The sequence below is a fragment of the Plantibacter sp. PA-3-X8 genome (assembly GCF_003856975.1).
Taxonomy (GTDB): domain Bacteria; phylum Actinomycetota; class Actinomycetes; order Actinomycetales; family Microbacteriaceae; genus Plantibacter; species Plantibacter auratus.
Map to the genome: position 1 here is coordinate 1 of NZ_CP033107.1, position 25,375 is coordinate 25,375.

The 25,375-nt window shown below is 70.7% G+C and carries 21 protein-coding genes; 8 read left to right on the plus strand and 13 right to left on the minus strand.

Annotated elements, in window-relative coordinates; all coding sequences use genetic code 11:
* The first annotated feature begins 52 nt into the window (after positions 1-52).
* Positions 53-1,831, plus strand: a complete 1,779-nt coding sequence (locus tag EAO79_RS00005) for an aldehyde dehydrogenase (NADP(+)) (protein WP_124767318.1) — start codon at positions 53-55, stop codon at positions 1,829-1,831.
* Positions 1,832-2,611: 780 nt separating this feature from the next.
* On the opposite strand, the gene EAO79_RS00010 is transcribed toward EAO79_RS00005, so the two are convergent.
* From EAO79_RS00010 to EAO79_RS00035, 6 genes are all read right to left on the minus strand, one after another.
* Positions 2,612-3,844 (minus strand): acetylesterase, encoded by a 1,233-nt coding sequence (locus tag EAO79_RS00010; protein ID WP_164486835.1) that lies wholly within the window; start codon positions 3,842-3,844, stop codon positions 2,612-2,614.
* A 251-nt stretch (positions 3,845-4,095) separates the two neighbouring features.
* Positions 4,096-5,457: a Gfo/Idh/MocA family protein gene (locus EAO79_RS00015; RefSeq protein ID WP_124767320.1), complete on the minus strand. Its 1,362-nt coding sequence runs from the start codon at positions 5,455-5,457 to the stop codon at positions 4,096-4,098.
* Positions 5,454-6,464, minus strand: coding sequence for a PmoA family protein (locus tag EAO79_RS00020; protein ID WP_124767321.1), 1,011 nt, complete (start codon positions 6,462-6,464; stop codon positions 5,454-5,456). The genes EAO79_RS00015 and EAO79_RS00020 overlap by 4 nt, the downstream gene beginning before the upstream one ends.
* A 94-nt stretch (positions 6,465-6,558) precedes the next feature.
* Positions 6,559-7,872, minus strand: coding sequence for an ABC transporter substrate-binding protein (locus tag EAO79_RS00025; protein ID WP_124767322.1), 1,314 nt, complete (start codon positions 7,870-7,872; stop codon positions 6,559-6,561).
* Between the two features lie 117 nt (positions 7,873-7,989).
* On the minus strand, positions 7,990-8,916 hold the full coding sequence (locus tag EAO79_RS00030) for a carbohydrate ABC transporter permease (RefSeq protein ID WP_079003233.1): 927 nt from the start codon (positions 8,914-8,916) through the stop codon (positions 7,990-7,992).
* Positions 8,909-9,865: a carbohydrate ABC transporter permease gene (locus EAO79_RS00035; protein ID WP_079706748.1), complete on the minus strand. Its 957-nt coding sequence runs from the start codon at positions 9,863-9,865 to the stop codon at positions 8,909-8,911. The genes EAO79_RS00030 and EAO79_RS00035 overlap by 8 nt, the downstream gene beginning before the upstream one ends.
* Positions 9,866-10,223: 358 nt before the next feature.
* Between EAO79_RS00035 and EAO79_RS00040 the strand changes: the two genes are divergently transcribed.
* The 4 genes from EAO79_RS00040 to EAO79_RS00055 all read left to right on the plus strand — a co-directional run bounded on the left by EAO79_RS00040 (position 10,224) and on the right by EAO79_RS00055 (position 14,642).
* Complete coding sequence (locus EAO79_RS00040; protein WP_124770000.1) at positions 10,224-11,393, plus strand: Gfo/Idh/MocA family protein; 1,170 nt, start codon at positions 10,224-10,226, stop codon at positions 11,391-11,393.
* On the plus strand, positions 11,390-12,577 hold the full coding sequence (locus tag EAO79_RS00045; RefSeq protein WP_124767323.1) for a dihydrodipicolinate synthase family protein: 1,188 nt from the start codon (positions 11,390-11,392) through the stop codon (positions 12,575-12,577). The genes EAO79_RS00040 and EAO79_RS00045 overlap by 4 nt, the downstream gene beginning before the upstream one ends.
* Before the next feature lie 74 nt (positions 12,578-12,651).
* A complete protein-coding gene (locus EAO79_RS00050) occupies positions 12,652-13,533 on the plus strand; it encodes a sugar phosphate isomerase/epimerase (protein WP_241160939.1) in 882 nt (293 codons plus the stop codon).
* Positions 13,534-13,592: 59 nt separating this feature from the next.
* Positions 13,593-14,642 carry a LacI family DNA-binding transcriptional regulator gene (locus EAO79_RS00055; RefSeq protein ID WP_085512707.1) on the plus strand — a complete coding sequence of 350 codons (1,050 nt, stop codon included), beginning with the start codon at positions 13,593-13,595 and terminating at the stop codon, positions 14,640-14,642.
* A gap of 296 nt (positions 14,643-14,938) precedes the next feature.
* Here the strand turns inward: EAO79_RS00055 and EAO79_RS00060 are convergent, their stop codons facing one another.
* The 6 genes from EAO79_RS00060 to EAO79_RS00085 all read right to left on the minus strand — a co-directional run bounded on the left by EAO79_RS00060 (position 14,939) and on the right by EAO79_RS00085 (position 21,524).
* Positions 14,939-15,826, minus strand: coding sequence for a DarT ssDNA thymidine ADP-ribosyltransferase family protein (locus tag EAO79_RS00060; RefSeq protein ID WP_124767325.1), 888 nt, complete (start codon positions 15,824-15,826; stop codon positions 14,939-14,941).
* Positions 15,827-15,942: 116 nt separating this feature from the next.
* Positions 15,943-16,509 (minus strand): DUF1648 domain-containing protein, encoded by a 567-nt coding sequence (locus EAO79_RS00065; protein WP_164486837.1) that lies wholly within the window; start codon positions 16,507-16,509, stop codon positions 15,943-15,945.
* Between the two features lie 171 nt (positions 16,510-16,680).
* The gene (locus EAO79_RS00070; RefSeq protein ID WP_124767327.1) at positions 16,681-18,186 is read right to left on the minus strand and encodes an MFS transporter; all 1,506 of its coding nucleotides are present in this window, start codon (positions 18,184-18,186) and stop codon (positions 16,681-16,683) included.
* Between the two features lie 161 nt (positions 18,187-18,347).
* Complete coding sequence (locus tag EAO79_RS00075) at positions 18,348-19,526, minus strand: cystathionine gamma-synthase (RefSeq protein ID WP_071258797.1); 1,179 nt, start codon at positions 19,524-19,526, stop codon at positions 18,348-18,350.
* 133 nt (positions 19,527-19,659) lie between these two features.
* Positions 19,660-21,024 (minus strand): cystathionine beta-synthase, encoded by a 1,365-nt coding sequence (locus EAO79_RS00080; RefSeq protein WP_064295706.1) that lies wholly within the window; start codon positions 21,022-21,024, stop codon positions 19,660-19,662.
* A gap of 194 nt (positions 21,025-21,218) precedes the next feature.
* Positions 21,219-21,524, minus strand: coding sequence for a hypothetical protein (locus tag EAO79_RS00085; protein WP_124767328.1), 306 nt, complete (start codon positions 21,522-21,524; stop codon positions 21,219-21,221).
* A 174-nt stretch (positions 21,525-21,698) separates the two neighbouring features.
* Here EAO79_RS00085 and EAO79_RS00090 point away from each other — a divergent pair, with 174 nt between their 5' ends.
* On the plus strand, positions 21,699-22,376 hold the full coding sequence (locus tag EAO79_RS00090) for a metal-dependent transcriptional regulator (protein WP_079706739.1): 678 nt from the start codon (positions 21,699-21,701) through the stop codon (positions 22,374-22,376).
* Between the two features lie 51 nt (positions 22,377-22,427).
* Here the strand turns inward: EAO79_RS00090 and EAO79_RS00095 are convergent, their stop codons facing one another.
* Positions 22,428-23,681, minus strand: a complete 1,254-nt coding sequence (locus EAO79_RS00095; RefSeq protein WP_124767329.1) for an Nramp family divalent metal transporter — start codon at positions 23,679-23,681, stop codon at positions 22,428-22,430.
* A gap of 166 nt (positions 23,682-23,847) precedes the next feature.
* Here EAO79_RS00095 and EAO79_RS00100 point away from each other — a divergent pair, with 166 nt between their 5' ends.
* On the plus strand, positions 23,848-24,552 hold the full coding sequence (locus tag EAO79_RS00100) for a DUF3105 domain-containing protein (protein ID WP_124767330.1): 705 nt from the start codon (positions 23,848-23,850) through the stop codon (positions 24,550-24,552).
* Between the two features lie 4 nt (positions 24,553-24,556).
* Complete coding sequence (locus tag EAO79_RS00105) at positions 24,557-25,345, plus strand: DUF305 domain-containing protein (protein ID WP_241160940.1); 789 nt, start codon at positions 24,557-24,559, stop codon at positions 25,343-25,345.
* Positions 25,346-25,375: the final 30 nt, after the last annotated feature.

Genomic DNA, 25,375 nt, shown 5'->3' on the forward strand with positions numbered 1-25,375 from the left:
CAGACGCCCAAATCATCACCTGTCGCATCCGCATCCTCGAGGAGCCATCACCATGCACGACACCGACCACAGCACCGGCACGATCGACCACACCACCCCCGCCAGGGCGCGCACCGACGACCCGAACGGCGTCGGCGGCCGTATCGACGACACCGCCGGCAACGACGGCAACGACGGCAACGACGGCAACGACGGCAACGACGGCAACGACGGCAACGACAACGGTACCGACGGCCGCGGCAACGGCAACGGAAGCAGCAGCAGCAGCAGCAGCAGCAGCAGCAGCAGCAGCAGCAGCAGCAGCGTGGGCCCCGGCGGCGTCACCGTCACGCCCGCAGGTCACGCTGGCGACGCCGCGTCCGGCGCGGGACGTGCCGCCGTTCCGACCGTCGACGACGTCGGCGCGGCAGCAGCCGCGGCCTCCTCCGAGCTCGCGTCCACGGTGCCCTCGACCCGGGCCGCCTGGCTCGAGGCCGTCGCCGACGCCCTCGACGCCCGGGTCGACGAGCTCGTCGCACTCGCCGACGAGGAGTCCCACCTCGGAACCACGCGCCTCACGGGCGAGGTCGCGCGGACGACGGGCCAGCTGCGACTGTTCGCAGCCGTCCTCCGCGACGGGGCCTTCCTCGAGGTCGTCATCGACCACGCTGACGCCTCCGCCACCCCGCCCAAGCCGGAGCTGCGACGGATGCTCCGGCCGACGGGACCGGTGGCGGTCTTCAGCGCGTCGAACTTCCCGTTCGCGTTCTCGGTCGCCGGCGGCGACACGGCGTCGGCGCTGGCGGCCGGATGTCCGGTCATCGTCAAAGCGCACTCCGCCCACCCGCGACTCTCCCGGCTGACCGCGGCGATCGTGGTCGATGCGTTGCGCTCGGCCGGCGCCCCGGACGGCACGTTCGCGCTCGTCGAGGGTCGCGAGCAGGGCACCGCCCTCGTGCAGCATCCTGCGATCACCGCGGTCGGGTTCACGGGCTCACTCGCCGGCGGGCGCGCACTGTTCGACCTGGCGTCGCAGCGGCCGGCCCCGATCCCGTTCTACGGCGAGCTCGGCAGCACGAACCCGGTCGTCATCACCGCGGCCGCACTGCAGGGCGAGGCGGCGGCGGACCTCGCGCGTGGGCTGGCGGCGTCGTTCACGCTCGGTGTGGGGCAGTTCTGCACGAACCCCGGTCTCGTCCTCGTACCGAGCGGCAGCGGGTTCGCCGAGCTCGTCGCTCAGGCGGCGTCCGACGCCGTCGCCGGGCGCATGCTCACGCCGGGCATCGCCGAGGCGTATGCCGCGGGCACCGCTCGCGCCGCCGGCCATCCCGGGGTGCGGACGCTCCTCGGCGGCGAGACGGCGGCTGCGGATTCCGGCGTTCCGACCGTCCTCGCGACCACCGCCGCGACGGTGCTCGACGCGCCCGACGTCCTGCTCGAGGAGATCTTCGGGCCGGCGACGCTCGTCATCGAGGTCGCCGACGATGCCGAGCTGCACGCGGTCCTGGCCGAGGTCGGTGGCGCGCTCACGGCGACCGTGCACGCGGCGCCCGGTGAGGACGTCACCGGTCTCGTGTCACGGCTCGAGCCGATCGCCGGCCGGGTGCTCTTCGGTGGCTGGCCGACGGGTGTCGCGGTCGGCTGGGCGCAGCACCACGGCGGACCGTGGCCGGCGACGACCTCGCTCCACACCTCGGTGGGTGCGTCGGCGGTGCGCCGCTTCCAACGTCCGATCGTCTACCAGGACGCACCCGAGCGTGTGCTCCCCGAGGCCCTGCACGAGGCGAACCCACTCCGTCTCCCCCGCCGCGTCGACGGCGTCCTGGAGCTCCCCGCCGCAGCCCGCGCCTGACCACCTTCCGGTCCGTCCCCAACTCAGGACTCCCCCGGCGTGCCGCCCCAGCCCAGCCCCGACACACCGGACATCTCCTGAGTTGGGGACACCCCGACCGAGCACACCCACCCCTGTTCACAACTCAGGACACACCCGGCGCGCCACCCACCCCGCCCCGTCCCACACCCCAACACACCGCAACCATCCTGCATTGCGAACACCGTGACCACCGTCCCCAACTCAGGACTCCTCCGGCGCGCCGCCCCAACCCAGCCCCGTCACACCGGACGTCTCCTGAGTTGGGGACACCCCACCGCCCACACCCACCCCTGTTCACAACTCAGGACCCACCCGGCGCGCCACCCACCCCAGCGCCCGCCCCGGGCCCGACACGCCGCAACCGTCCTGAACTGCGAACACCGCGACCACCGTCCCCAATTCAGGACTCCCCCGGCGCGCCGCCCCAACCCAGCCCCGACACACCGGACGTCTCCTGAGTTGGGGACACCCCACCGCCCACGTTCACAACTCAGGACCCACCCGGCGCGCCACCCACCCAGCCCCGTCCCACACCCCAACACACCGCACCCGTCCTGAAGTGCGAACACCTTGACCACCGTCCCCAACTCAGGACTCCCCCGGCGCGCCGCCCCAGCCCAGCCCCGACACACCGGACGTCTCCTGAGTTGGGGACACCCCACCGCCCACGTCCCCAACTCAGGACTCCTCCGGCGCGCCGCTCCAGCCCGGGTACGACACACCGGACGTCTCCTGAGTTGGGGACGAAACCAGGGCGAGTCAGGCGAGGGCGGCGGCGAGCCAGGCGCGCAGCTCGGCCTGCATCGGCGCGGACCAGCTGTGCGGTTCGTCGTGGAAGGTGCCCGTGTAGGCCGAGCGCTCGCCACCGGACCGGTACCGCTCCGTGAGGATCGTGTGCGCATCACGCATGCCGGCCGGCTCGAAGAGTTCGTCGCGCTCGGCGTACTGGACGAGCAGCGGCAAGCGGGGGCGCAGGGATGCGAGCTCGGGCCAGTCACCGACCCGTGACAGTCCTGGTGAGAGGAACGACCACGAGTGCTGATCGGCGTGCCCGTCGAGCACACCGTCGAACGTCGACATCATCGCGACCACGCCCGCAGCACGGATCCGGTCGTCCATGGCTGCGAGCAGAACGGCCCGGGCACCGCCACCGGAGAGACCGACGCACGCGACGGCTCCGGAACGGACCCCGGGCGCGGCCGCGAGCTGGTCGAGCGCGATGAGGTCGTCGCGGAGGATGAGACCGGCGAGCGAGGTGCCCAGGACGCCCAGCTCCTTCGCGAGCTGCGGCTCGTTGGCCGTCGCGAGGAGCTCGGACCGCTGCCCGAGCGACACCGCCGCGACCTCCATCCCGCGTCGGATCGACTCAGCCCGACGGCCGGCGAGCTGCAGGTCGACGGTCCGATGGAAACGTTCGGCGACGGCCTCGTCCGGGATCCGCCGGGATCCCCACCCGAACGCATCGTGGACGAGCACGGTGAACCCGTCCCGCGCGAGGTCGGACGCGACGGCGCGGCCTCCGTAGTAGCGGTCGCGGAACGCCTGCAACTCCTCGCGCGTGACGGCCGAGGTGGCAGGGACACCACCGGGTCCGTCCGCGAGTTTCTCCCGCCCGACGCGCGTGAACCCACCGTGGTCATGCAGGGCCAGCGCACCCGGGAGCACGCCGGTCTCGCCGGCCGGCCGCAGGAGCCACGCCGACGTCGACGCGCCGAACCCGGTCGACCAGCGGAGTTCGACCCCGTCGACGCCGTCGCGGGTCCAGCTGCCGAGCTCCTCGAACGGTTCGGGCTGCGCCGGTCGCGGGAGGACACCGAGGACCTCGGCGAGGCGCGTGCGCGTCCTGCCGAGCGACCGGTCGCCCGGGTTGCTCTGGTGCGGGGATGCGCGGAAGCGAGCGGCGAGCGCCCGCAGACGGGAGTCGCGCGCAGGTGAAGGTGTGACCGGTCGGGACCGCACCCCGACGGGCTCGGTGACCGGGACATGGTCCACGACCGGGACGTGGCTAGCGACCGGGACGCCGACCGGTACGGGACCGTCCCGCAAGGCAGCATCCGGGACCGGGACCGACCCTGTCCGGGACCGGACCTCGACAGGCTCGGCGACCGGGACGGACTCAGCGACCGGAACAGTCTCACCGGCCGGGACGGACTCGGTGATCTGGGCGGGCTCGGTCACCGGCTCAGTGGCCGGGGTCGACCCGACGTCCGAGTCAGCGCCGGCGCTGGCATCCGGGCCGGAGCTCACGGCGCGATCGTCGCGACCGGACGCCCGGTCAGCAGCGACTCGTTCCCGGCGATGCCCACCGAGATCGCGCGCACGCCGTCGTCGTAGCCGGCGGGCCGTCCCAGTTCGTCCTCGGTGACGCGGTCGAAGAGGTGCCGCAGCAGGAATGCGTCGCCGCCGCCGTGTCCGCCGACGCCCTGGGGGATCTCGATCTCCCGGGCCTCCTCCCAGTGGCGTTGCAGCACGAGGCGTTCCCCGCGCGAGCGCACCGGCGCGACGGACGCGGCGCCGTCCGCGGTCTCGCCGTCGCCGCTCAGGCTCGGGTCGAGGACGACGCGCCCGTCGGCCCCCACGAGCACGGCGGCGCGCTCCACGACCTCGAGCTCGACCCTGCCCTCCGTCCCGTTGATGGCGACGCGATACCCCTCCCACGGTGCGTGGGCGTTCAGGGAGTAGCTGAGCGAGGCGCCGCCGTCGTACTCGACGAGGACGGACAGGTTGTCCTCGATGTCGATCCCGGGCGAGAAGACGTCGCGGTCGCGCAGGTACCCGTCGTGCTGCTCGGCCCGCAGGTAGAGCGACTCGAGCCGCGGGTCGTCACGGAGGTCGAGGGCGAACGGGTCGTTCGAGCGCCCGCGAGCCGCCGCCTCGGCGTCGTCCGGCACCGATCCACGCCCGGGACGCCCCGCGAGCCCGCGCTCGGCCGCGTTGGCGTCACCGTAGAAGCGGAGTCCTCCGGTGGCGTAGACGGAGGCCGGCCGAGCCCCGATCCACCAGTTGACGAGGTCGAAGTGGTGCGACGCCTTGTGGATGAGGAGCCCGCCGGAGTGCTCCTTCTCGCGGTGCCAGCGACGGAAGTAGTCGGCGCCGTGCACGGTGTCGAGCACCCACTCGAAGTGCACGCTCGTCACCCGTCCGATCCCACCGTCCTGCACGATGCGGCGCAGCTCCGAGTTCCGCGGGCTGTAGCGGTAGTTGAAGGTCGTCACGACGTTCCGGCCGCTCTCGGCGACGGCCGCTGCAATGCGCTCCACGCCCTCCCGGTCGATGGTGAGCGGCTTCTCGACGACGACGTCGGCACCGGCGAGGAGCGCGCGTGAGACGATCTCGGCGTGCGTGAAGTCGGGGGTCGTCACGATCACCCGGTCGACGCGCTGCTCGGCGATGAGCCGCTCGACGTCGTCAGGGCCGTATCGGGCCGGCAGCGCGACACCCTGCTCGGCGAGGACCGCCTCGTAGTGGTCGAGCCGGCCGGGGTTGCTGTCGCTCCAGGCGACGAGCTCGGCGACGTCGGCGTGCGGGCCGACGATGGCGTCGAGGTACATCTGCGAGCGGTGTCCGGTGCCGATGAGGGCGTAGCGTTCGCGGGTCGTGGTCATGCGTGTGGGTCCTTCCGGGTCGGTGCGGCGGGCGCTGTGGTCGGCGCGCTGTCGTGGTGATCGGCACGGCCAGAACGCGCCCGTTCGAGCGCGTCTCGACCTGATGCGGCGAGCGCCGCGGCCCGGCCGTCCCCGGCTGCACCGTCGGCGACGACGACGGCGTAGCGGAACTCGAGGGTCTCGCCGACTCCGAAGGGCAGTTCCTCACTGAAGAACGGGGCCGGGCAGAGACCGGCGAACTCCTCGGTGCGCGCGAACCACTGCGGTGGGTGCGCGGGGTTCCGCTCGTCGTCGACGATGACGATGCTCGACGCCGCGGCCGTACCGTCGTGGAGGCCGGTGAACCCCATCCACGCGTGGCGGGTGCCGCGGAGCTCCTCACCGCCACTCCCGTCGGGGGTGTGGAGGGTGCCGCCGGTGAAGGATCGCGGGCCGCGCCAGAAGAGCCCGCCGTAGCCGGCGTTCTCCCGCCCCTTCGTCGTGGGCGATCCGATCGACAGGTCCCGGCCGGAGACGTTGCGCATCCGGGTCTCGAAGGTCAGCGTCCAGTCGCCGGCGGCCGGTCGCACGGTGAGTGCGCGCTCCTCGCCGACGAGGTGCCGACCGTCCTCCGTGATCCACGCGAGCGTGTGCGCGAACCGCACCTCGCCCGGGTCGGCACGGGCGTCCGTGACCGCGACGTGCTCGGAGCGGCCGTTGTTCGCGAGTTGTTCGTAGGCGGTCCCGGTGAAGGTCGGGCCGCCCCAGAAGTTGTCGTCGCCGACGTGCGGGAGGGCCCAGGCGATCCCGGTGTGCCAGACGTGGTCGTGCGGTCGGGTCAGCGTCACGAGTGCGCCACCGGCCGTCCGCACCGGATGGAGGTACGGCTTCGGCGACTCGCGCTGGACCGTGTCCGGACGGTAGGTGTACCGCAGGATGTCGATCCCGTCGAGGTGCACGGCGATGGCCGAACCGACCTCGTGCGTCAGCGCGAGACCGGTCGGACGGGGGCGGTGGTCGGTGGTCACGGGATCCCCTCGGATGAAGCGGTGGTGGAGCTGCCGATCGACCGGCTCAGGGACCGAAGCGGTTCCCTGAGCCTGTCGAAGGGCTGTGGCCGGATCAGCCGGCTGCGACGGCGGCCTTGAGGTCCTTGATGAACCCCTCGGCGGCCTGGTCGGGCGTGTTCTTCCCGAAGAGGACCTGCTCGGTGTACTGCTTCACGAGCGCCTCGATCGCGCTGCCACCGGCGGGCGTGACGGTCGGCGGCTCACCGATGTCGTCGGCGAGCCCGTCGAGGAACTCGACGACCGCCTGGTCGGTCTCGGCCAGCTTCGGCGTGATGTATTCGCGGATCTTCGTGTTGGCCGGGACGCCGCGCTCGGTGAGGAGCGAGTCGGCCGCGGTCTCGCTGTTGGCGAGGAAGTCGATGAACAGCGCCGCCTCGGCGGGGTGCTCGGTCCGGGCGGACGCCGACCAGTACATCGACGGCTTGTAGTAGGCGGAACCATCGGCGCCGCCGTCCACCGTCGGCACCCGCAGGAGCTCGAGCGGCGAACCGCTCGCCTCGGTCAGGGCCGTCAGCTGGCTGTTCCACCAGGGGGCGAACGCGGCCGAGTTGGTCGCGGTGAAGGACTCGGCGAGCCCACCGGCCTGCTTCTCGATGATCGCGGAGGGCGACGGCGTCGCTCCCGCGTTCACGAGGTCGAGGAGGTAGGTCCACCAGGAGGACAGGGTCTCCGGCTTGATGGACACCTCGCCCTTGTCGTTGTACAGCTCGTCGCCGTGCTGACGGGCCCAGTTGTTCAGGCCGCCGTCCTCGAAGCCGAAGGGCTGGAAGCCGTAGATCGATCCGCCACCGGCTGCCGAGACCTGCTCGCTCAGCTCGGTGAAGTCGTCCCACGTCCAGGTCTCGTCGTCGGGCATCTCGATGCCGGCCGAAGCGAGGAGGTCGGGGTTCACGACGAAGGAGTAGCTCGTGATGCCCGAGGGGACGCCGTAGAGCGAGTCGTTGACCGTGCCGGACGTCAGCGTCTCCTTGGGGAAGTCGCCGAGGTCGAGCTGGTCGGTGACCGTGTTCAGGTCGAGGAGCGCGCCCCGGTCGCCGTAGGTGGCGATGTACTTCTCGTCCATCTGGATGATGTCGGGGGTGTCGTTCGCCGCCGTCTCGGTGGCGAGCTTGTCCCAGTAGCCGGCCCAGTCCGTGAACTGCGGCTCGATGGTGATGTTCGGATACTCCTTCTCGAAGGCCGCGATGACCTCCTGGGTGGCCGCCGTGCGGGCGTCGTTGCCCCACCAGGTGAAGCGGAGGGTGACGGGCTCGTCGGACAGTTCGGTGGCGGCGTCGCCCCCGGCGCTGCAGCCGGCGAGGAGGAGGGCTGCGACGGCTCCCGTCGCGATGAAGCCGGCGGCTCTGCCGTGCTTGCTGATGCTCATGCTGTTCCCTTTCGAATCGATCGATCCGGATCCGGAGCTGCTGGATCCGGTGGTGCTGGGTCTGGTGCTGGTGGTCTGGTGCGGGTGCTGCGGTGGTGCTGGTCGGTGGGTCGGGCCTCACTTGCCGCCGGTCGTCGCGATGCCCTTCAACAGGAACCGCTGACCGAACAGGAAGACGAGGAAGATCGGCAGGAGCGAGACGACACTCATGGCGAACATCGGCCCCCATGAGGTGGAGGATTGCGCGTCCATGAACGCCCGGAGGGCGAGCGGCACCGTGTACATCTCCGGTTTCGTCAGGTACAGGAGCTGACTGAAGAAGTCGTTCCAGGTCCAGATGAAGGTGAAGATGGCGGTCGTCGCGAGCGCCGGCACCATGAGCGGCAGGATGATGACCCCGAAGATGCGGGGGTGGCCGCAGCCGTCGATGCGTGCCGCCTCGTCGAGTTCCTTCGGGATGCCGCGGATGAACTGCACCATGAGGAAGACGAAGAAGGCGTCGGTGGCGAGGATCTTCGGCAGGATCAGCGGCAGGTACGTGTTCACGAAGCCGAGCTGGGAGAACATGATGTACTGCGGCACGATGATGACGTGGATCGGCAGCATGAGCGTCATGAGCATCGCCGCGAACCACCAGCGCTTGCCGCTGAACTTCAGACGGGCGAAGGCGTAGGCGGCCATCGAGCAGGACACGAGGTTGCCGACGATGCAGCCGAGGACGATGAGCACGGAGTTCAGCAGGAACACGTGGAACGGCTCGGAGAGGGTGTTCCAGCCCTCGCTGTAGTTGCTCACCTCGAAGCTGTCGAGGACGATGCCGGGGTTCCGGAAGATCTCCTCCGTCGGGCGGAGCGAGGAGACGACGAGCCAGATCACCGGGTAGAGCATGATGAAGCCGACGAGGATCAGGCCGATGTGCTTCAGGACCGACTTCCAGGGCGACCACCCACGAGCCCGGCGGTACTGGCGTTCGGCCTCCTTGGCCTCGCGACTGCGGTTCTTGCTGTCCGTCGTGATGGACCGTGTGGTCAGCGTGTCAGTCATCGTAGTTCACCCAGTATTTCGAGGCCCAGAAGTTGATCGCGGTGAAGACTCCGATGATGAGGAGCAGGAACCAGGCCATGGCCGAGGCGTAGCCCATGTCGAAGTTCGAGAAGCCGCGGTTGTAGAGGTACAGCGTGTAGAAGAGCGTCGAGTCGGCCGGGCCGCCCGTTCCGCCCGACACGATGAAGGCCTGCGTGAAGGCCTGGAACGCGTGGATGATCTGCAGCACGAGGTTGAAGAAGATGATCGGGGTGAGCAGCGGCAGGGTGATCTTGGTGAAGCGCTGCCACTTCGTCGCGCCGTCCATCTGCGCCGCCTCGTGGTACATGACGGGGATCTGGCGGAGACCGGCGAGGAAGATCACCATCGGTGCGCCGAAGGTCCACACGTTGAGCGTGATGAGCGTGGAGAGGGCGGTCGACGGGTCGGCGATCCAGCTGCGTCCCTCGATCCCGAAGATCGCGATGAACTGGTTCACGAGGCCTTCGCCGCCGAACACCTGCTTCCACAGCACCGCGATGGCGACGGAGGAGCCGAGGAGCGACGGCAGGTAGTACACGGACCGGTAGATCGCGAGGCCACGGAGACCGCGGTCGAGCAGGGCGGCCAGGGCCAGTGCCGCGGCGAGCTGGAGCGGCACCGACACGAAGACGTACACGAACGTGACACCGAGCGAGTTGTGGAGCCGCTCATCGCCCATCATGCGGATGAAGTTGTCGAGGCCGATGAACTTCGGCGCCTGCAGCAGGTTGTACTTCGTGAAGGACAGCGCGAGCGAGGCGACCATCGGACCGACGGTGATGACGGCGAGTCCGATGAGCCACGGGAGGAGGAACAGGTAGGCGGCCTTGTTGTCGCGGCGGTTGTCCTTCTTGATGAAGGCCTTCTCGGCCGCCGTCTGCGGGCGCTTGCCGGCGCTGAGCTTGCGGAGCTCGCCGAGCGCGCTCACCGAACACCCCTCGCGAGTGTCGTCCTGGGCGCTCCTGGAGTTGCACGGACCACGTCGGACCTCCTTGTCGATCGTCGTTGATGACTTCCCGGAAAGCGTTTCCCGGCTGAGCTGCATCAAGTTCTATCACGGCCCCGTCGGACGATGCAACGATTCAATCCGCATCCGTGTCCGATCTGTGATCACCTGCGACCGAATCGGTTCGAACGCTTGCCTTGACCGCGCGCGCCGTTCTACAGTGACCCGGTAAACGCTTTCCGGATGGCCCGCGGCCGCCGGGACCGGAACACGAACCAGAGGAAGAGCCACCGTGTCAGAGCAGACCATCGGGATCATCGTCAACGGCGCCACCGGGCGCATGGGCTACCGGCAGCACCTCGTGCGCTCGCTGCTGGCCATCCAGGAGCAGGGCGGTGTGCAGCTGTCCGACGGCACCCGACGCCAGATCGAGTTGATCCTCGTCGGCCGCAACCAGGCGACCCTCGACGAGCTCGCCACGCGTCATGGCATCGAGCACACCTCGACCGACCTCGACGCGGTCCTCGCCGATCCCCGCTGGGACATCTACGCCGACTTCCTCGTCACGAAGGCCCGCGCGACCGCGCTGCGCAAGGCGATCGCGGCCGGCAAGACCATCTACACCGAGAAGCCGACGGCGGAGACCTTCGAGGAGGCGCTGGAACTCGCACGCCTCGCCGCCGAGGCGGGCGTGAAGAACGGCGTCGTGCACGACAAGCTCTACCTGCCGGGGCTGCGCAAGCTCAAGCGCCTCATCGACTCGGGCTTCTTCGGTCGGATCCTCTCCGTCCGTGGCGAGTTCGGCTACTGGGTGTTCGAGGGCGACTGGCAGCCGGCGCAGCGCCCGAGCTGGAACTACCGGGCCGAGGACGGCGGCGGCATCGTCGTCGACATGTTCCCGCACTGGAGCTACGTGCTCGAGAACCTCTTCGGTCGGGTCGAGTCGGTGTATGCGAAGGCGACGACGCACATCCCCGAGCGCTTCGACGAGCGGGGCGAGGCCTATGCGGCCACCGCCGACGACGCCGCCTACGGGGTCTTCGAGCTCGAGGGCGGCGTGATCGCCCAGCTCAACTCCAGCTGGACGGTGCGCGTCGACCGCGACGAGCTCGTGCAGTTCCAGGTCGACGGCACGCATGGCTCCGCCGTCGCCGGCCTCTTCGGCTGCAAGGTGCAGCCGCGGAACGTCACCCCGAAGCCGGTGTGGAACCCCGACCTCGCCGACGACCACGACTACGCGGGCGACTGGCAGGACGTGCCGACGAACGACGTGTTCGAGAACGGGTTCAAGACGCAGTGGGAGGAGTTCCTCCTCCACGTCGTCGAGGACGGCCCCTACGAGTACGACCTGCTCGCCGGCGCGCGCGGCGTCCTGCTCGCGGAGCTCGGCCTCGAGAGCTCGCGCACCGGTCGCCGCCTCGACCTGCCCGAGGTGACGCTCGGAAGCGCGGGCGACGTCGCCGGCGCGGACGAGGAGCTGGCGTCGCTCGAGGCCTCGGTCGCACGATGACGTCCGTCCCGCTGCTCTCGACCGACGGCACGGTCACCGCGCAGGAGCTCCGCGAGCCCGTCGTGGCCGAGCGCCCGACCACGCCCCTGGCGAGCCGCACCGCCTACGCCGCGGCACACGTCGTCCCGACGGCCTGGGGCGACAACGTGCCGGGCGCGCCCGCCGAGCTCGACTGGGACGCGACGCTCGCCTACCGCCACCACGTGTGGTCGTACGGCCTCGGCGTCGCGGACGCGATGGACACCGCCCAGCGGAACATGGGGCTCGACACCGCCGCCACGCGCGAGCTGATCACCCGGAGCGCCGCCGAGGCCGCCTCCGTCGGCGGCGCGCTCGTCGTCGGCGTCAACACCGACCACCTCGCCGACGAGACCGTCTCGCTCGACGCGGTCGCCGACGCCTACCTCGAACAACTCGCGTTCGCCGAGGACGCGGGCGCCGGGACCGTGCTCATGGCCAGCCGACACCTGGCGAGGGCCGCGCAGTCCGCCGACGACTACCGTCGCGTCTACGACCGGGTCCTGTCGGCCGCGCAGTCGCCCGTGGTCCTGCACTGGCTCGGCACGGCGTTCGACCCGAGCCTGGAGGGCTACTTCGGCTCCAGCGACGTCGCCGAGGCCTCGGATACCCTGCTGCGCATCATGACCGACCACGTCGACCACGTCGCCGGGGTCAAGATGAGCCTCCTCGACGCCGACGCGGAGATCGCCGTCCGACGTCGCCTCCCGGCCGGCACGACGATGTTCACCGGGGACGACTTCAACTACGTCGACCTCATCGCCGGAGACACGGTCGGACACTCCGACGCCCTGCTCGGTGCGTTCACCGCGATCGCTCCGGCCGCGTCCGCCGCGATCCAGGCGCTCGACGCCGGCGACCCGGCCGCCTACGAGCGGATCCTCCGACCGACCGAGGCCCTGTCGCGGCAGATCTTCGCCGCGCCGACCTACTACTACAAGACGGGCATCGCCTTCCTCAGCTGGTTGAACGACCACCAGCCGGCGTTCTCGATGGTCGGCGGCTTGCACGCTGCCCGGAGCCTGCCGCACCTGTCGGAGATCGTGCGCCTCGCCGACGCGGCCGGCGCACTCGAGCACCCGGAGCTCGCCGCCGAACGCTGGACGGGCCTGCTGCGCACGGCCGGTGTCGTCGGCACGCTGACCACTGCGGGAGGAACCCGATGAGCACCACCGCCCTTCGACAAGCTCAAAAAGCGGCGGGACAAGCCGAGAGACCGGCGGGGCAAGCCCAGGGACCGGTGAGCGGCCACCTCACCCCGCACCCGCGACTCTCGGTCAACCAGGCCACGATCAAGTACGCCACCCTCCCGGAGGCGGTCACAGCCGTCACCGCGGCCGGTGTCACGAGCTTCGGCGCCTGGCGCGAGCCGGTTCAGGAGTACGGCGTCGCAGCCTCGGCGAGCCTCCTCACGGACAGCGGCCTGCGTGTCTCGAGCCTCTGCCGTGGTGGTTTCTTCACCATGCCCGAGGGGCCGACTCGCCGGACGTCGATCGACGACAACCGGACCGCGATAGACGAAGCCGCCGCCCTCGGCGCCCCGGCCCTCGTCCTCGTGGTCGGCGGCCTCCCGGCCGGATCCCGTGACCTCATCGGCGCCCGCGAACTCGTCCGAGACGCGATCGGTGAACTCACCGACCACGCGCTCGAGTCCGGCGTGCAGCTCGCCATCGAGCCGTTGCATCCGATGTACGCCTCGGACCGCGCGGTCGTCTCGACGCTCGGTCAGGCCCTCGACATCGCCGAGCAGTTCGCTCCGGAGGCCGTCGGAGTGGTCGTCGACACCTTCCACATCTGGTGGGACCCGCAGGTGCTCGAGCAGATCGCCCGCGCGGGCGCGACCGGTCGGATCTCCAGCTACCAGGCGTGCGACTGGGCGACGCCGCTCGCCGCGGACGTCCTCCTCTCCCGGCACTATCCGGGCGACGGCGTCGTCGACTTCGGCTTGCTCACCCGTGCCGTCGAGGCGGCGGGGTACACCGGCGACATCGAGGTCGAGCTCTTCAACCAGGACATCTGGGACAGCCCGTTCCAGCAGGTGGTGGATCGCACCGTCGACGCGTTCCAGGCGACGGTCGTCCCGCACCTCGACCACGACGACGACGCGATCCACCACCCCTGATCGCCGCGGCCGCCCTGTGGCAGAGTGTGTCTCAGCAGCCGCCAGTACGAAGGAGCGCCATGTCGGTCGACGAGCACCGGGCGACGCCGGTCCCCCCGACGCTGCACGACGTCGCCCGCGAGGCGGGGGTCTCCCTCGCCACCGCGTCGCGCGCGCTCAACGGGAGCACCCGGACGGTCAACGAGACGTTCCGTCGGCGGGTCCTCGACGCCGCGCTCCGGCTGAACTACACGCCGAACCTGTCGGCCCAGGCGGTCGCGAAAGGGCTGTCGTCGACGATCTCGTTGCTCGTCAGCGACATCGCCGACCCGTACTTCTCGTCCATCGCGGCCGGGGCCATCCGCGCGGCCGACGAGCAGCGCATCGCCACGACCATGGCCGTCACGCACCGCGACCACGAGCGCGAACTCGAACTCGTGCGGGTGCTCCGCGGGCAGCGGCCACGCGCCATCATCCTGACGGGCAGTCGCTGGGACGGGGTGGCATCGGAGCACCGGCTGTCGGATGAGCTCGCGGCCTACGAGTCGACGGGCGGACGCGTCGTCCTCGTCTCGCAGCGGACGCTCCCGTTCGCCACGGTGCAGCTCGGCAACGCGACCGGTGCCCGCGAGCTGGCCCGGGAACTCGTCGGTGCCGGGTACCGACGGTTCGCCGTCATCGCCGGCGACGACCGCCTGCTCACCTCCCGCGAGCGCGTGAGCGGGTTCGCGGAGGGTTTGGCCGAGCACGGCATCGCGATCCATCCATCGCGGATCGTCCGGGCCGAGTTCACCCGCGACGGCGGGCGCCAGGGCGCCGCCGAGCTCCTGCAGCTGGGACTCGACGACGTCGACCTGGTCTTCGCCGTCAACGACGTGATGGCGATCGGGGCGATGTCGGCGTTCCGCGCGGCCGGACTCCGCCTTCCCGAGGACCTCGCGGTCGCCGGCTACGACGACATCGCGACCTCCCGCGACGTCACCCCGGCGCTCACCACGGTCGCCGTGCCGCTCGAGGCGGTCGGTGAGCACGCCGTGCGGCTGGCGCTCGACCCGGCGACGGACAGCACGACGACGGAGCCCGTCGGCGCGACGGTCCTCCTCCGCGAGAGCACGCCGCCGCGCGCCTGACTCGCCAGTCCGTCTCCTCCCCCGGGGCGTTCACCGGGGCACAACTCCTGCAGCTCGCCCCGATCGGGGTGTGTAGCGTCCGACTCAGTGGCCCTGGGGCCATGCAGCAGGAGTTGCGGACAGCAGCACGCCCTGAGCCTGGTGTCCTCGGAAGGGGACGCGTTCGCCTCCGCACAGCCGAGGTGCGCACTCGTTCCCGCGCACAACTCCTGCTGAGGGTGGCAAGGCGGCCTGACACGGTGCCGGCAGCCGGGTTCCGGTGCCGTCCAGCAGGAGTTGTGAACGCGAGACAGCTGCTAGTCGGCGACGTGCTCCTGGAACCACGGCGTGTAGGCGGCGACCTTGGTGCGGTGGCCGGCGCCGGCGACGAGTCGCTTGACGTGCTCGCGGACATTGACCGTCGCGACACCGATCACGGTGACGCGGTCGAACGGCACGGCGTCGGCGACGAGCACCTCCGCGCGTCGGAGGGCCGCGGGGTCCTCATCGGTCGCGAAGCGCTGCACCATGCGGTCGGCGGTCATCGCGTTCGCGCCGATGCTCGTGAGCACGTGGGAGGCGTCACCGTCGGCGACCACGACCCGCGCGCGGGAGGGCCGGCCGGTGTCGGCGTCGAACTCGCCCGGGTGCACGGCTGCGCCGTCGATCGTGGTGACGAGCACGACGTAGTCGTTGACCGATGACGCGAACGCCTCGGCGGACAGACGGACGTCGTGCTCGCCCGCGCGGATGCCCGCCCAGAGGTCGGCGTCCGGGGTCAGGAAGAACGGGACGAAGTCGGCGGGCGTCAGGTCGTCGGTGCCGGCGAGCACCATCGTGCGTCGCGCTTCGCGGTGGCTCGCGGCGGCGATGTCGACGACCGGCCCGTCGGGGAGCGCCGGGGAGGCCACCGGCAGGATGCTACCGGTCTCGAGGATGCGCTCGAGATTGCGGATGTGGGTGACGTGGTACAGCCGCTGCTCGCCGACGCGCACCACGGGCAGCGCTGCCGCCGCCTTCGTCACCGTCTTCGTGGTGGCCGCGGTCCGCACGCGGGTCGGGGCCGGCTCGCGGAGCGAGGGAGCGACCGTCGACCGACGGACCTTGGGAGCGGGTGGTTCAGCGACCGGCACCTCGCGGGGCGGCGGCGGGAAGCAGGTCGCGCAGAGTCCGTTGTCGAAACCGTGTTTGCATTCGTCGCTCAAGAGAGTCCTTCTGCAGTCCGGCTCCGAGACACGAGGAGCGGGTCACTGGGGGGACGAGCCGAGACGTACGCATCAAGGGTACGCGGCTTCGGCACCCCTCGTGGACGCGGGCGCCGTCAGACGAGCCCGCGCTGCGCCCGGAACACCCGGACACAAGACACGGCGAGTGATCCGAAGAACGCCGCCATCAGCACCGGGAGCAGCCAGGGCGCCATCCACGCGGGCACGCCGAGCCAGGTGGTGAGTGCGACGACGGCGATGAGCGCGGCGGTCGCGATCGTCAGATCCCCCAGCAGTCGCCCGGTGGCGTCCAGCGTGGCAGCCGTCACCTCCGGACGAGGCGACAGTTGCGTGGACCACGTCGATGCAGTGGTCGGTGGGTGGGGGTCGACATCCGATCGGGTCGTGCCGGCGAGCGGCAGGCAGGCGGCGACGATCCAGAAGATCGCCACGACCGCGGCCCCGATGATGACCGGGAGCAGGAACCCGCCGAGACGCTTGTCCGACCAGGCGTCCGGCTGGAGTGCGGCGTCGAAGTGCACCGGCATCGGATCAGGAGCAGACGGATACACCACCAGGCCGACGACCAGCGTCGCAGCGACGATGACGAGTGCGACGAGATGCGGCCAGACCGGCGGTCGGCGAGGGGGCCACTCCGGGCGAGTGGTCGTCGGGTCCTGCATCCCACTCCTCATCTGCGCGAGCACCCTGGCGCGCACCCCAGGAATATCTGCATCAATCATACCCGATGCCCTGGTTCTCCACCTCGGGCCCGCCGCCTGGACACTGCAGCGATGCGTGGGCGACGCTACCCCCCACGCACCGCAGCACTATCCAGGCGACGGCGTCTCGGCTCACCCGGTCGCGCCTGGCTCCGCTGGTCGGCTCACCCGACGCGCGACGACGACCGCCACGACACCGGCGACCAGGGCGATAGCGAAGCATCCGGCGAACGCGACCCCGCCGGGAGCGATCCAGCCCAGCCCGGCGAACATACGGGAGCCGTCGAGTGCCGTGAACGCCAGCCCGGTCGCCGCGAGGGCGAGAGCACCGCCGATCGCGTCGCCGATCGACATCGCCGCGCTGTTGAACCCCTGCGAGCGCTCGTCGGAGTAGGCGAGCGTCATGACGCTGAGGCGCGGGAACATGAGGCCCATGCCGCCGCCGCTCACCACCCAGGCGACGATCGGCACCACCGGCGGCAGGCCGACGAGGGCGGCGGACAGGGCGATCGCGACGGCGACCGTGACGAGTGACGACCCGATCTGCACGGCGTTCGCATTCGACAGCCGGTCCCCGAGGCGCCCCTGCAACCAGGACGACAGCGACCACGCGATCGCCCCACCGGTGAGCGCGAGTCCGGCGAGCGCCGGCGTGAGCCCGTGCTCGCGGGTCAGCAGGTACGGCACGTACACCTCGGCGCCGAAGAACGCGGCGGAGGTCAGTCCGCGCACCAGGATGACCGTCGGGAGCCCGCGGCGTGCGGTGAGCGTGCCGAGCGGAATCAGGGGGCGGAGGGCGAGGATCGCGACCACGGCACCGACGACCGGGAGCGCCCAGGCGGTCCATCCCGAGAACTCCGTCGAGAGGTTGACCGCGAGGACCGCCGCCGCGACGAGCACCGCCCACCCGAGTCGACGCAGCTCCGCGCCCGTGCGCGCGACGGCGGCCACCTCGCCGCTCTCCTTCGCTGACTCCTCCTCGGCGGCCTGCCGCTCCGCGCGTTCGGTTGCGGAGGCGCGCAGCATCCGGAGGGCCGGCAGGAGGAGGAGCGTCGCGACGACCACGAGGCCGACGACCCCGAGGAAGACCCAGTGCCAGCTGAACCGCTCGGCGACCACCCCGGCGAGGAACGGCCCGATCAGGGAGGGGACCACCCAGGCGGCCGCGAACCCGGCGAAGATCCGCGGGTGCAGGGCCGGTGGGTAGATGCGGGCGACGAGGACGTACAGGGCGACGGTCATCGCTCCCGAACCGAGGCTCTGGACGAGGCGCCCGGCGACGACGGCCCACATGGTGGTCGCGGTTCCGGCCAGGAGGAGACCGACGAGGAACAGGACGACGGACGCGAGCAGCGGCTGGACCGGACCGATGCGGTCGGCGACCGAGCCCGCGGCGACCATGCCGATGACACTGACCGCGAGCGGGCCGGCGAAGGCGAGCGCGTAGAGCTGCTCGCCGTCGAGTTCCCCGCTCACGAGCGGCATGATCGTCGTGACGGCGAGGGACTCGAAGGCGCCGAGGAACACGAGCGCGCACGCACCGATGGTGACGAGGACGAACCGGCGGCTGAAGATCCCGCGGTCGCGGGGCGTCGGGTCGGCTCCGGTCGTGGGCTCGGGGGTCGTCGCTGTGGTCACGATTCCGAGCCTAGAACCTCAACGTGACTTGAGGTCAAGCGCTGACGAACCCCTGCCCGTTCACCATTCAGGACGTGCCCGGCGCGCCGTCGCCGATCGACGGGTTCGGGCGCAGGGCGCGCCGCAGCCTTCCTGAATTGCGAACGAGCCGGGACCGCCCGCTAGTGCTTGGCGCTCGCCTTCAGGACCTTCGCGAGCGCGCGGTCGAGGTCGGCGATGAGGTCGGCGACGTCCTCGATGCCGACCGACAGCCGGACGACGTTCTCGGGGACCGCCAGCTCCGTGCCCTTCACCGAGGCGTGCGTCATCTGCGCCGGCAGGCCGATGAGCGACTCGACGCCACCGAGCGACTCGGCGAGCGCGAAGAGCTTCGTCTTCTCGACGAGGCGCGTGGCTGCAGCCGGGCCACCGACGAGCGCGAGCGACAGCATGCCGCCGAACCCGGACATCTGGCGGGCGGCGAGCTCGTGACCGGGGTGGCTCTCGAGGCCCGGGTAGTAGACGCGCTCGACGGCGGCGTGGCCGTCGAGGAACTCCGCGATCGCCTGCGCGTTCGCGCTGTGCTGGCGCATGCGCACCGCGAGGGTCTTGATGCCGCGGGTCGTGAGCCACGCGTCGAGCGGGGCCGAGACCGCGCCCGCGGCGAACTGCACGAAGCCGAGCTGCTCGGCGAGCTCGTCGTCGTTCATGATGATGGCGCCACCGAGGACGTCGGAGTGACCGCCGAGGTACTTGGTCGTCGAGTGCACGACGATGTCGGCCCCGAGCGAGAGCGGCTGCTGCAGCGCCGGCGAGGCGAAGGTGTTGTCCACGACGGAGAGCACCTCGTGGCGGTGCGCGAGGGCCGCAAGTGCCGCGATGTCGCTGATCTTCATGAGCGGGTTGCTCGGCGTCTCGACCCACAGCAGCTTCGTGCGGCCCGGGATGATCGCCGCTTCGACGGCCGCGAGGTCGCCGAGGTCCACGACCGTGTGCTCGATGCCCCAGGCGCCGTGCACCCGGTTGATCAGCCGGTAAGTACCGCCGTAGACGTCGTTGCCGATGACGATGTGGTCGCCAGGGCGGAGGGCCGTGCGGATGAGCGCGTCCTCGGCGGCGAGGCCGGAGGCGAAGGAGAAGCCGTGCTTCGCACCCTCGAGCGCGGCGAGCTGCGTCTCGAGCGCCGTGCGGGTCGGGTTGGCGGAGCGGCTGTACTCGTAGCCGCCGCGGAGCCCGCCGACGCCGTCCTGGACGAAGGTCGACGTCTGGTAGATCGGCGGGATGATCGCCCCGGTGGTGGGGTCGAACTCCTGTCCGGCGTGGATGCTGCGGGTGGCGAAGCCGTGGTCGTGCTTGCTCATGGGTGACTCTTTCGGTTCAGGATTCGGGGAGGTGTCGGGGTGGGCGACCGGTCGGACTGGCCCGGTCACCGGGGTCGGGCGTGGTCGGGACATCGCCCGGACTCCGCCCACACGACCTGCATGCCGCCCACGCTCAACCCGCCAGGTAGGTGAGGAGGTCGTGCCGCGTGATGACGCCGATCGGCTTGCCACCGTCGGTGACGAGGAACGCCGGGGCGGAACCGAGTGCCGCGCGCGCCGCCGGGATGGACTCACCGAGACCGATGAGCGGCAGCGGGTCGCCGACGAACGCGCTCGCGGCGTCGTTCATCTTGGCCGCGCCGCTGAAGACGGCGTCCATGAGGCTGGCCTCGTCGATCGCACCGACGACCTCGCCCATCACCACGGGCGGCTCGGCGCTCAGCACCGGGAGCTGCGAGACGCCGTACTCGGTCATGATGTCGACGACGTCGCGGACGGTGTCGCTCGGGTGCACGTGCACGAGGTCCGGCATCTCCGAGCCCTTGCCACGGAGGATGTCGCCCACCGTGCGGTCGTCGGCGACCTCGCTGAAGCCGTAGGACTGCAGCCAGGAGTCGTTGAAGATCTTGCCGAGGTAGCCGCGCCCGCCGTCGGGCAGGAGGACGACGACCACGGCGGACGCCGGGAGGTCGCGCGCCGCGACGAGAGCGGCCTGGACCGCCATGCCGCTGGAGCCGCCCACGAGCAGTCCTTCTTCGCGGGCGAGGCGACGTGTCATCGCGAACGACTCGGCGTCGGTGACGGCGATGATCTCGTCGGGGATGGACGGGTCGTATGCGGTCGGCCAGAAGTCCTCGCCGACGCCCTCGACGAGGTACGGACGCCCGGTGCCGCCGGAGTAGACGGAGCCCTCCGGGTCTGCGCCGATGATGCGCACGCCGCCCTCGGAGACCTCCTTGAGGTACTTGCCCGTCCCGGAGATGGTGCCTCCGGTGCCGACGCCCGCGACGAAGTGGGTGATCTCGCCCTCGGTGTCGCGCCAGATCTCGGGACCGGTCGACTCGTAGTGGCTGCGCGGCCCGTTCGGGTTCGCGTACTGGTTGGGCTTGAACGCGCCCGGGATCTCGGCGGTGAGGCGGTCGGACACGCTGTAGTACGAGTCGGGGCTGTCGGGAGCGACGGAGGTGGGCGTGACGACGATCTCCGCACCGTATGCGGTGAGCACGTTCCGCTTGTCCTCGCCGACCTTGTCGGGCAGGACGAACACGCAGCGGTACCCGCGCTGCTGGGCGACGAGGGCGAGGCCGACGCCGGTGTTGCCGGAGGTGGGCTCGACGATCGTGCCGCCCGGCTTGAGGTCGCCCGACGCCTCGGCGGCGTCGATGATGCGCGTCGCGATGCGGTCCTTCGAGGAGCCGCCCGGGTTGAGGTACTCGACCTTGACGAGCACGGTGGCCGCGATGCCCTCGGTGACCCGGTTGAGCTTGACGAGGGGCGTGTTCCCGATGAGATCGAGGACGGAGTCTGCGTAGTTCATGTCTGCAATCTGTTCCTGTGGTGCGTCACCGCACGACTCTCGCGTGCGTCACCGGATGGCTGGGGCGGCTGAGGCGGCATCCCGGCAGGGACGGTTCAGCGGGGACAGCAGGAACACGACAGGCGGGGACGCATGCTGACCACCCTACCCGGCGAGTGCAGGGAACGCAGCTGGATGACGGGGCCGATCCGACGTCAGTGGATCGCGACGAGTCGCTGCCGCGGACCGAGGGCCGAGACAGCCGAGGACGCGAGCCGGACGGCGAGGGTCAGCACCATGAGGACACCGATGACCGTGAGTACGACCGCGGCGAGCAGCAGCACCGCGAGGAGCGCCGGGAGTCGGCGAAGCGCGAGCTCGACCGGGCGACGACGGGGTGTCCCGTCCGCCCCGAGTGCTTCCAGGTGGCCCTCGCCCGCCATGGCCGCCGCGACGAGTTCGAGCGTGGCGCGCGCGCCGGATCCGAGCCGTGCGGTCGAGGTGCGTAGCGCTTGGGACATCACGTGGCCCTTCTCGTCGGTTGGATCGGTGTTCGCGGGTGCGAGGACTCGACCGTAGCAGTCGGGTGCCCCGTTCGGGGGTGCCGGTTCCCATTCTGCCAGGCGGGCGTGAACGCGCGGTGGCCTGCCGACGGCCGCATGATGGACGCGCACCGCGCTCCCTAGACTGGAGGCATGACCGTCTCCGGCCTCTCCGCCGTCTCCCAGGACTACCTCAAGACGATCTGGACGACTTCCGAGTGGGCCGACGAGTCGGCCACCGTCAAACTGCTCGCGGATCGCATGGGCGTCCGTCCCGCGACCGCCTCCGACGCCGTGAAGCGACTCGCCGCCCAGGGACTCGTCGTGCACGAGCCCTACGGCAGCATCGAGCTCACCCCCGCCGGGCAGGCGCACGCGGTCGCGATGGTGCGGCGGCACCGGCTCATCGAGACCTTCCTCGTCGAGATGCTCGGCTACGGCTGGGACGAGGTCCACGACGAGGCGGAGATCCTCGAGCACGCGGCGAGCGACACGATGATCGAGCGCATCGACGCCGCGCTCGGCCACCCGATCCGCGATCCCCACGGCGACCCGATCCCCTCTGCCGACGGTACCCCGCACCGCCCGGACGCGGTCCGGTTGAACGAGGCGCCGTCCGACAGCCCACTGACGGTGTGCCGCATCTCGGACGCCGACCCGGAGACCCTCCGCCATCTGAGCACCCTCGGCATCGTCCTCGACACCGAACTCAGCGTGGACGACCACCGTGCGTTCGCGGGCGAACTGGAACTCCGACTCACCGCCACCGGCACCCGCCTCACGCTCGGTCGCCTCGCCGCCGATGCCGTCTGGGTGACGGTCGTCGCCTGATCGCCGGCATCTCCGTTCGCCGATGTTCCGGCGAGCGAACCGCCGGGCTGATCACCCGAAGAACGTCAGCACGATGAGCGCGACGTTCAGCGTGACGATGAGGGCGACCACGATCCAGGCGAACACGCGGGTGGCGAGCTGGTCGACGTGGACACCCATGATCCGCCGGTCGCCCGTGTAGCGCACGAGCGGGATGAGCGCGAAGGGGATGCCGAGGCTGAGGAACACCTGGCTGAGCACGAGCGCGGTGGTCGGGTCGATGCCCGCAGCCAAAATGACGAGCGCCGGGATCAGGGTGATCACGCGTCGGGCGAGCAACGGGATGCGCACCTTGAGGAGCCCGCCCATGATCGCCGCTCCCGCGTAGGCGCCCACCGAGGTCGAGGCGAGCCCCGATGCCAGCAGGCCGATGGCGAAGATCACGCCGATGACCGGCCCGAGCGCAGCGGTGATCGCCGCGTGCGCGCCCTCGATCGAGTCCGTCCCCTCAACGCCGCCGAGCGACGCGGCCGCGAGCAGCAGCATCGCGATGTTCACCGCTCCGGCGAGGACGAGTGCCGCCGCGACGTCCCAGCGGGTCGCCACGATGAGCCGACGGACGGCACCGTCGCTCGTCTGGACGCCGTGCCGGTCCCGACTGAGCGAGGAGTGGAGGTAGATCGCGTGCGGCATGACCGTCGCGCCGAGCATGCTCGCGGCGAGCAGGACCGTCGCCGTGCCCTCGAACCGCGGCACCAGGCCACCGGCCGCGGCACCCCAGTCGACGGGACTGACGAACAGACCGGCGAGGAAGCCGACGGCGATGACGGCGAGGAGCGTCAGGATCGCGAACTCGAAATGCCGCTGGCCGTACCAGTTCTGCACGGCGAGGAGCACGATCGAGAAGACCCCGACGATGACGCCGCCGAGCACGAGCGGGATCCCGAACAGCAGGTACAGCGCCACGGCGCCGCCGATCACTTCGGCGAGGTCGGTCGCGGCGGCGACGAGCTCCGCCTGCACCCAGTAGAGCCGACGCGGCCCGGTGCGCAGTCGCGAGCCGAGCAGCTCGGGCAGGCTCTGCCCGGTGACGAGGCCGAGCTTGGCGGAGAGGTACTGGACGAGCACGGCCATCGCGTTCGCGGCGACGAGCACCCAGACGAGCAGGTAGCCGTACTGGGCTCCCGCCGTGAGGTTGGCCGCGACGTTCCCGGGATCGACGTAGGCGATCGCCGCCACGAAGGCGGGCCCGAGGAGGAACAGGAGTCGTGGTCCGCGGGGCGCGCGGGTCGTCGGAGCGGCGAGGTCACTGGTCACGTCGGCCATGTTAGCAAGACCGAGCTACATTTGTTAGACGAAGCTAACTCTTGGATTCACCGGCTGTCTGCTTGGATGAGCCTGAGAATCGACTGCGCATCGTCAGGCACCGGAACGGCCCCCGGAAGCCGATCTGGTTCGATAGTTACGCATACAACTTTTTCGAGAGGCCCCCGTGACCCCTGCAGCAGATCGCCCCAAGAACACCCCCGTCCCGCCCGCCGTCAAGCAGCAGAGCGTGAAGCAGGAGCGCGAAGCCCAGCGTCAGGCCAAGGTAGCCGCCTTCAAGCAGGCGCAGAAGCGGAAGAACCGCAACCGCCGCATCGGGATCTGGGCCGGTGTCGTGGGCGGTGTGGCCGTCATCGCGGTCCTCATCACGAGCGTCGTCCTCACCCTGCCGAAGAACGCCAGCTACCCCGGCGGTGGCACCGGCACCGGCCAGGACATCGCGGGCGTGGAGCTGTTCCAGAACACCTCGGAACACGTCGAGGGCACGGTCGACTACCCGCAGAACCCGCCGGCCGGTGGCCCGCACAACCAGTACTGGCTGAACTGCGGCATCTACACCGAGGAGCAGACCAACGAGAACGCGGTCCACTCCCTCGAGCACGGCGCGATCTGGGTCACCTACGACCCGTCCCTCAGCGACGCGGAGCTCACGAAACTCAAGGAGCTGCTCCCCACCACGTACGTCGTCCTGTCGCCGAAGTCCGACCTCCCCTCGCCGATCGTGCTGAGCGGCTGGAACTCCCAGCTGCAGGTCAACAACGCGAGTGACGCGCGCATCGCCGACTTCTTCGAGGAGTTCTGGAAGAGCAACAACGTCCCGGAACCCGGCGCGGCCTGCACCGGCGCGATCGACGGTCCCGGCAAGGTCTGATCCGTTGACCCCGGCGAGCACACCCGACGCACCGGCGACCGGTGAACCGGCCGACGGCGGCGTGACCGACGAGGAACTCGCCGCCTGGGAGGCGCAAGGCTCCCCCGACGGCTCCAGCCGGACGCGCATCGTCATCGCCGCGATGGCCGTCATCGCGATCATGGTCGCCGCGGCGATCGGCTTCTCGGTCGGTCGACTCAGCACGCTCGCCGACCCGACACCCACCACGACGAGCGCCGAGGCAGGCTTCTCGCGCGACATGCAGGTGCACCACAACCAGGGCGTGGAGCTCGCCATGATCATCCGCGACCGGACGGACGCGGTCGACGTGCGCACCCTCGCGTACGACATCGCGACCACCCAGGCGCAGCAGTCGGGCCAACTGTACGACTGGCTCGTCCAGTGGAACCTGCCGCAGGGTTCGCGGCAGCCGGACATGACGTGGATGACGCTCCCCACGCTCACGGGCGCGAGCGGCCATGCGCACGGCGGTGACACGGCGACCCCGGGGTCCACCCACACCCCGGGCGACCCGATGCCGGGCCTCGCCACCCCCGCCCAGATCGACCAGCTGACGGCGTCGTCCGGACTCCAGGCGGAGCGGGTGTTCCTCACGCTGATGATCGCCCACCACCAGGGCGCGGTCGAGATGGCCGAGGCGCTGCAGCCGCGGACCACGAACGCGACCGCGCTGGCCTTCACGCGCGCGGTCATCGCGAGCCAGCAGGCGGAGATCGAGCTCATGACCCGCATGCTCGACGACCGGGGCGGGCCGGTCGACCTCGCCGGCTGACCCCTCCCGTCGACCGCCCGGGCGACGGGC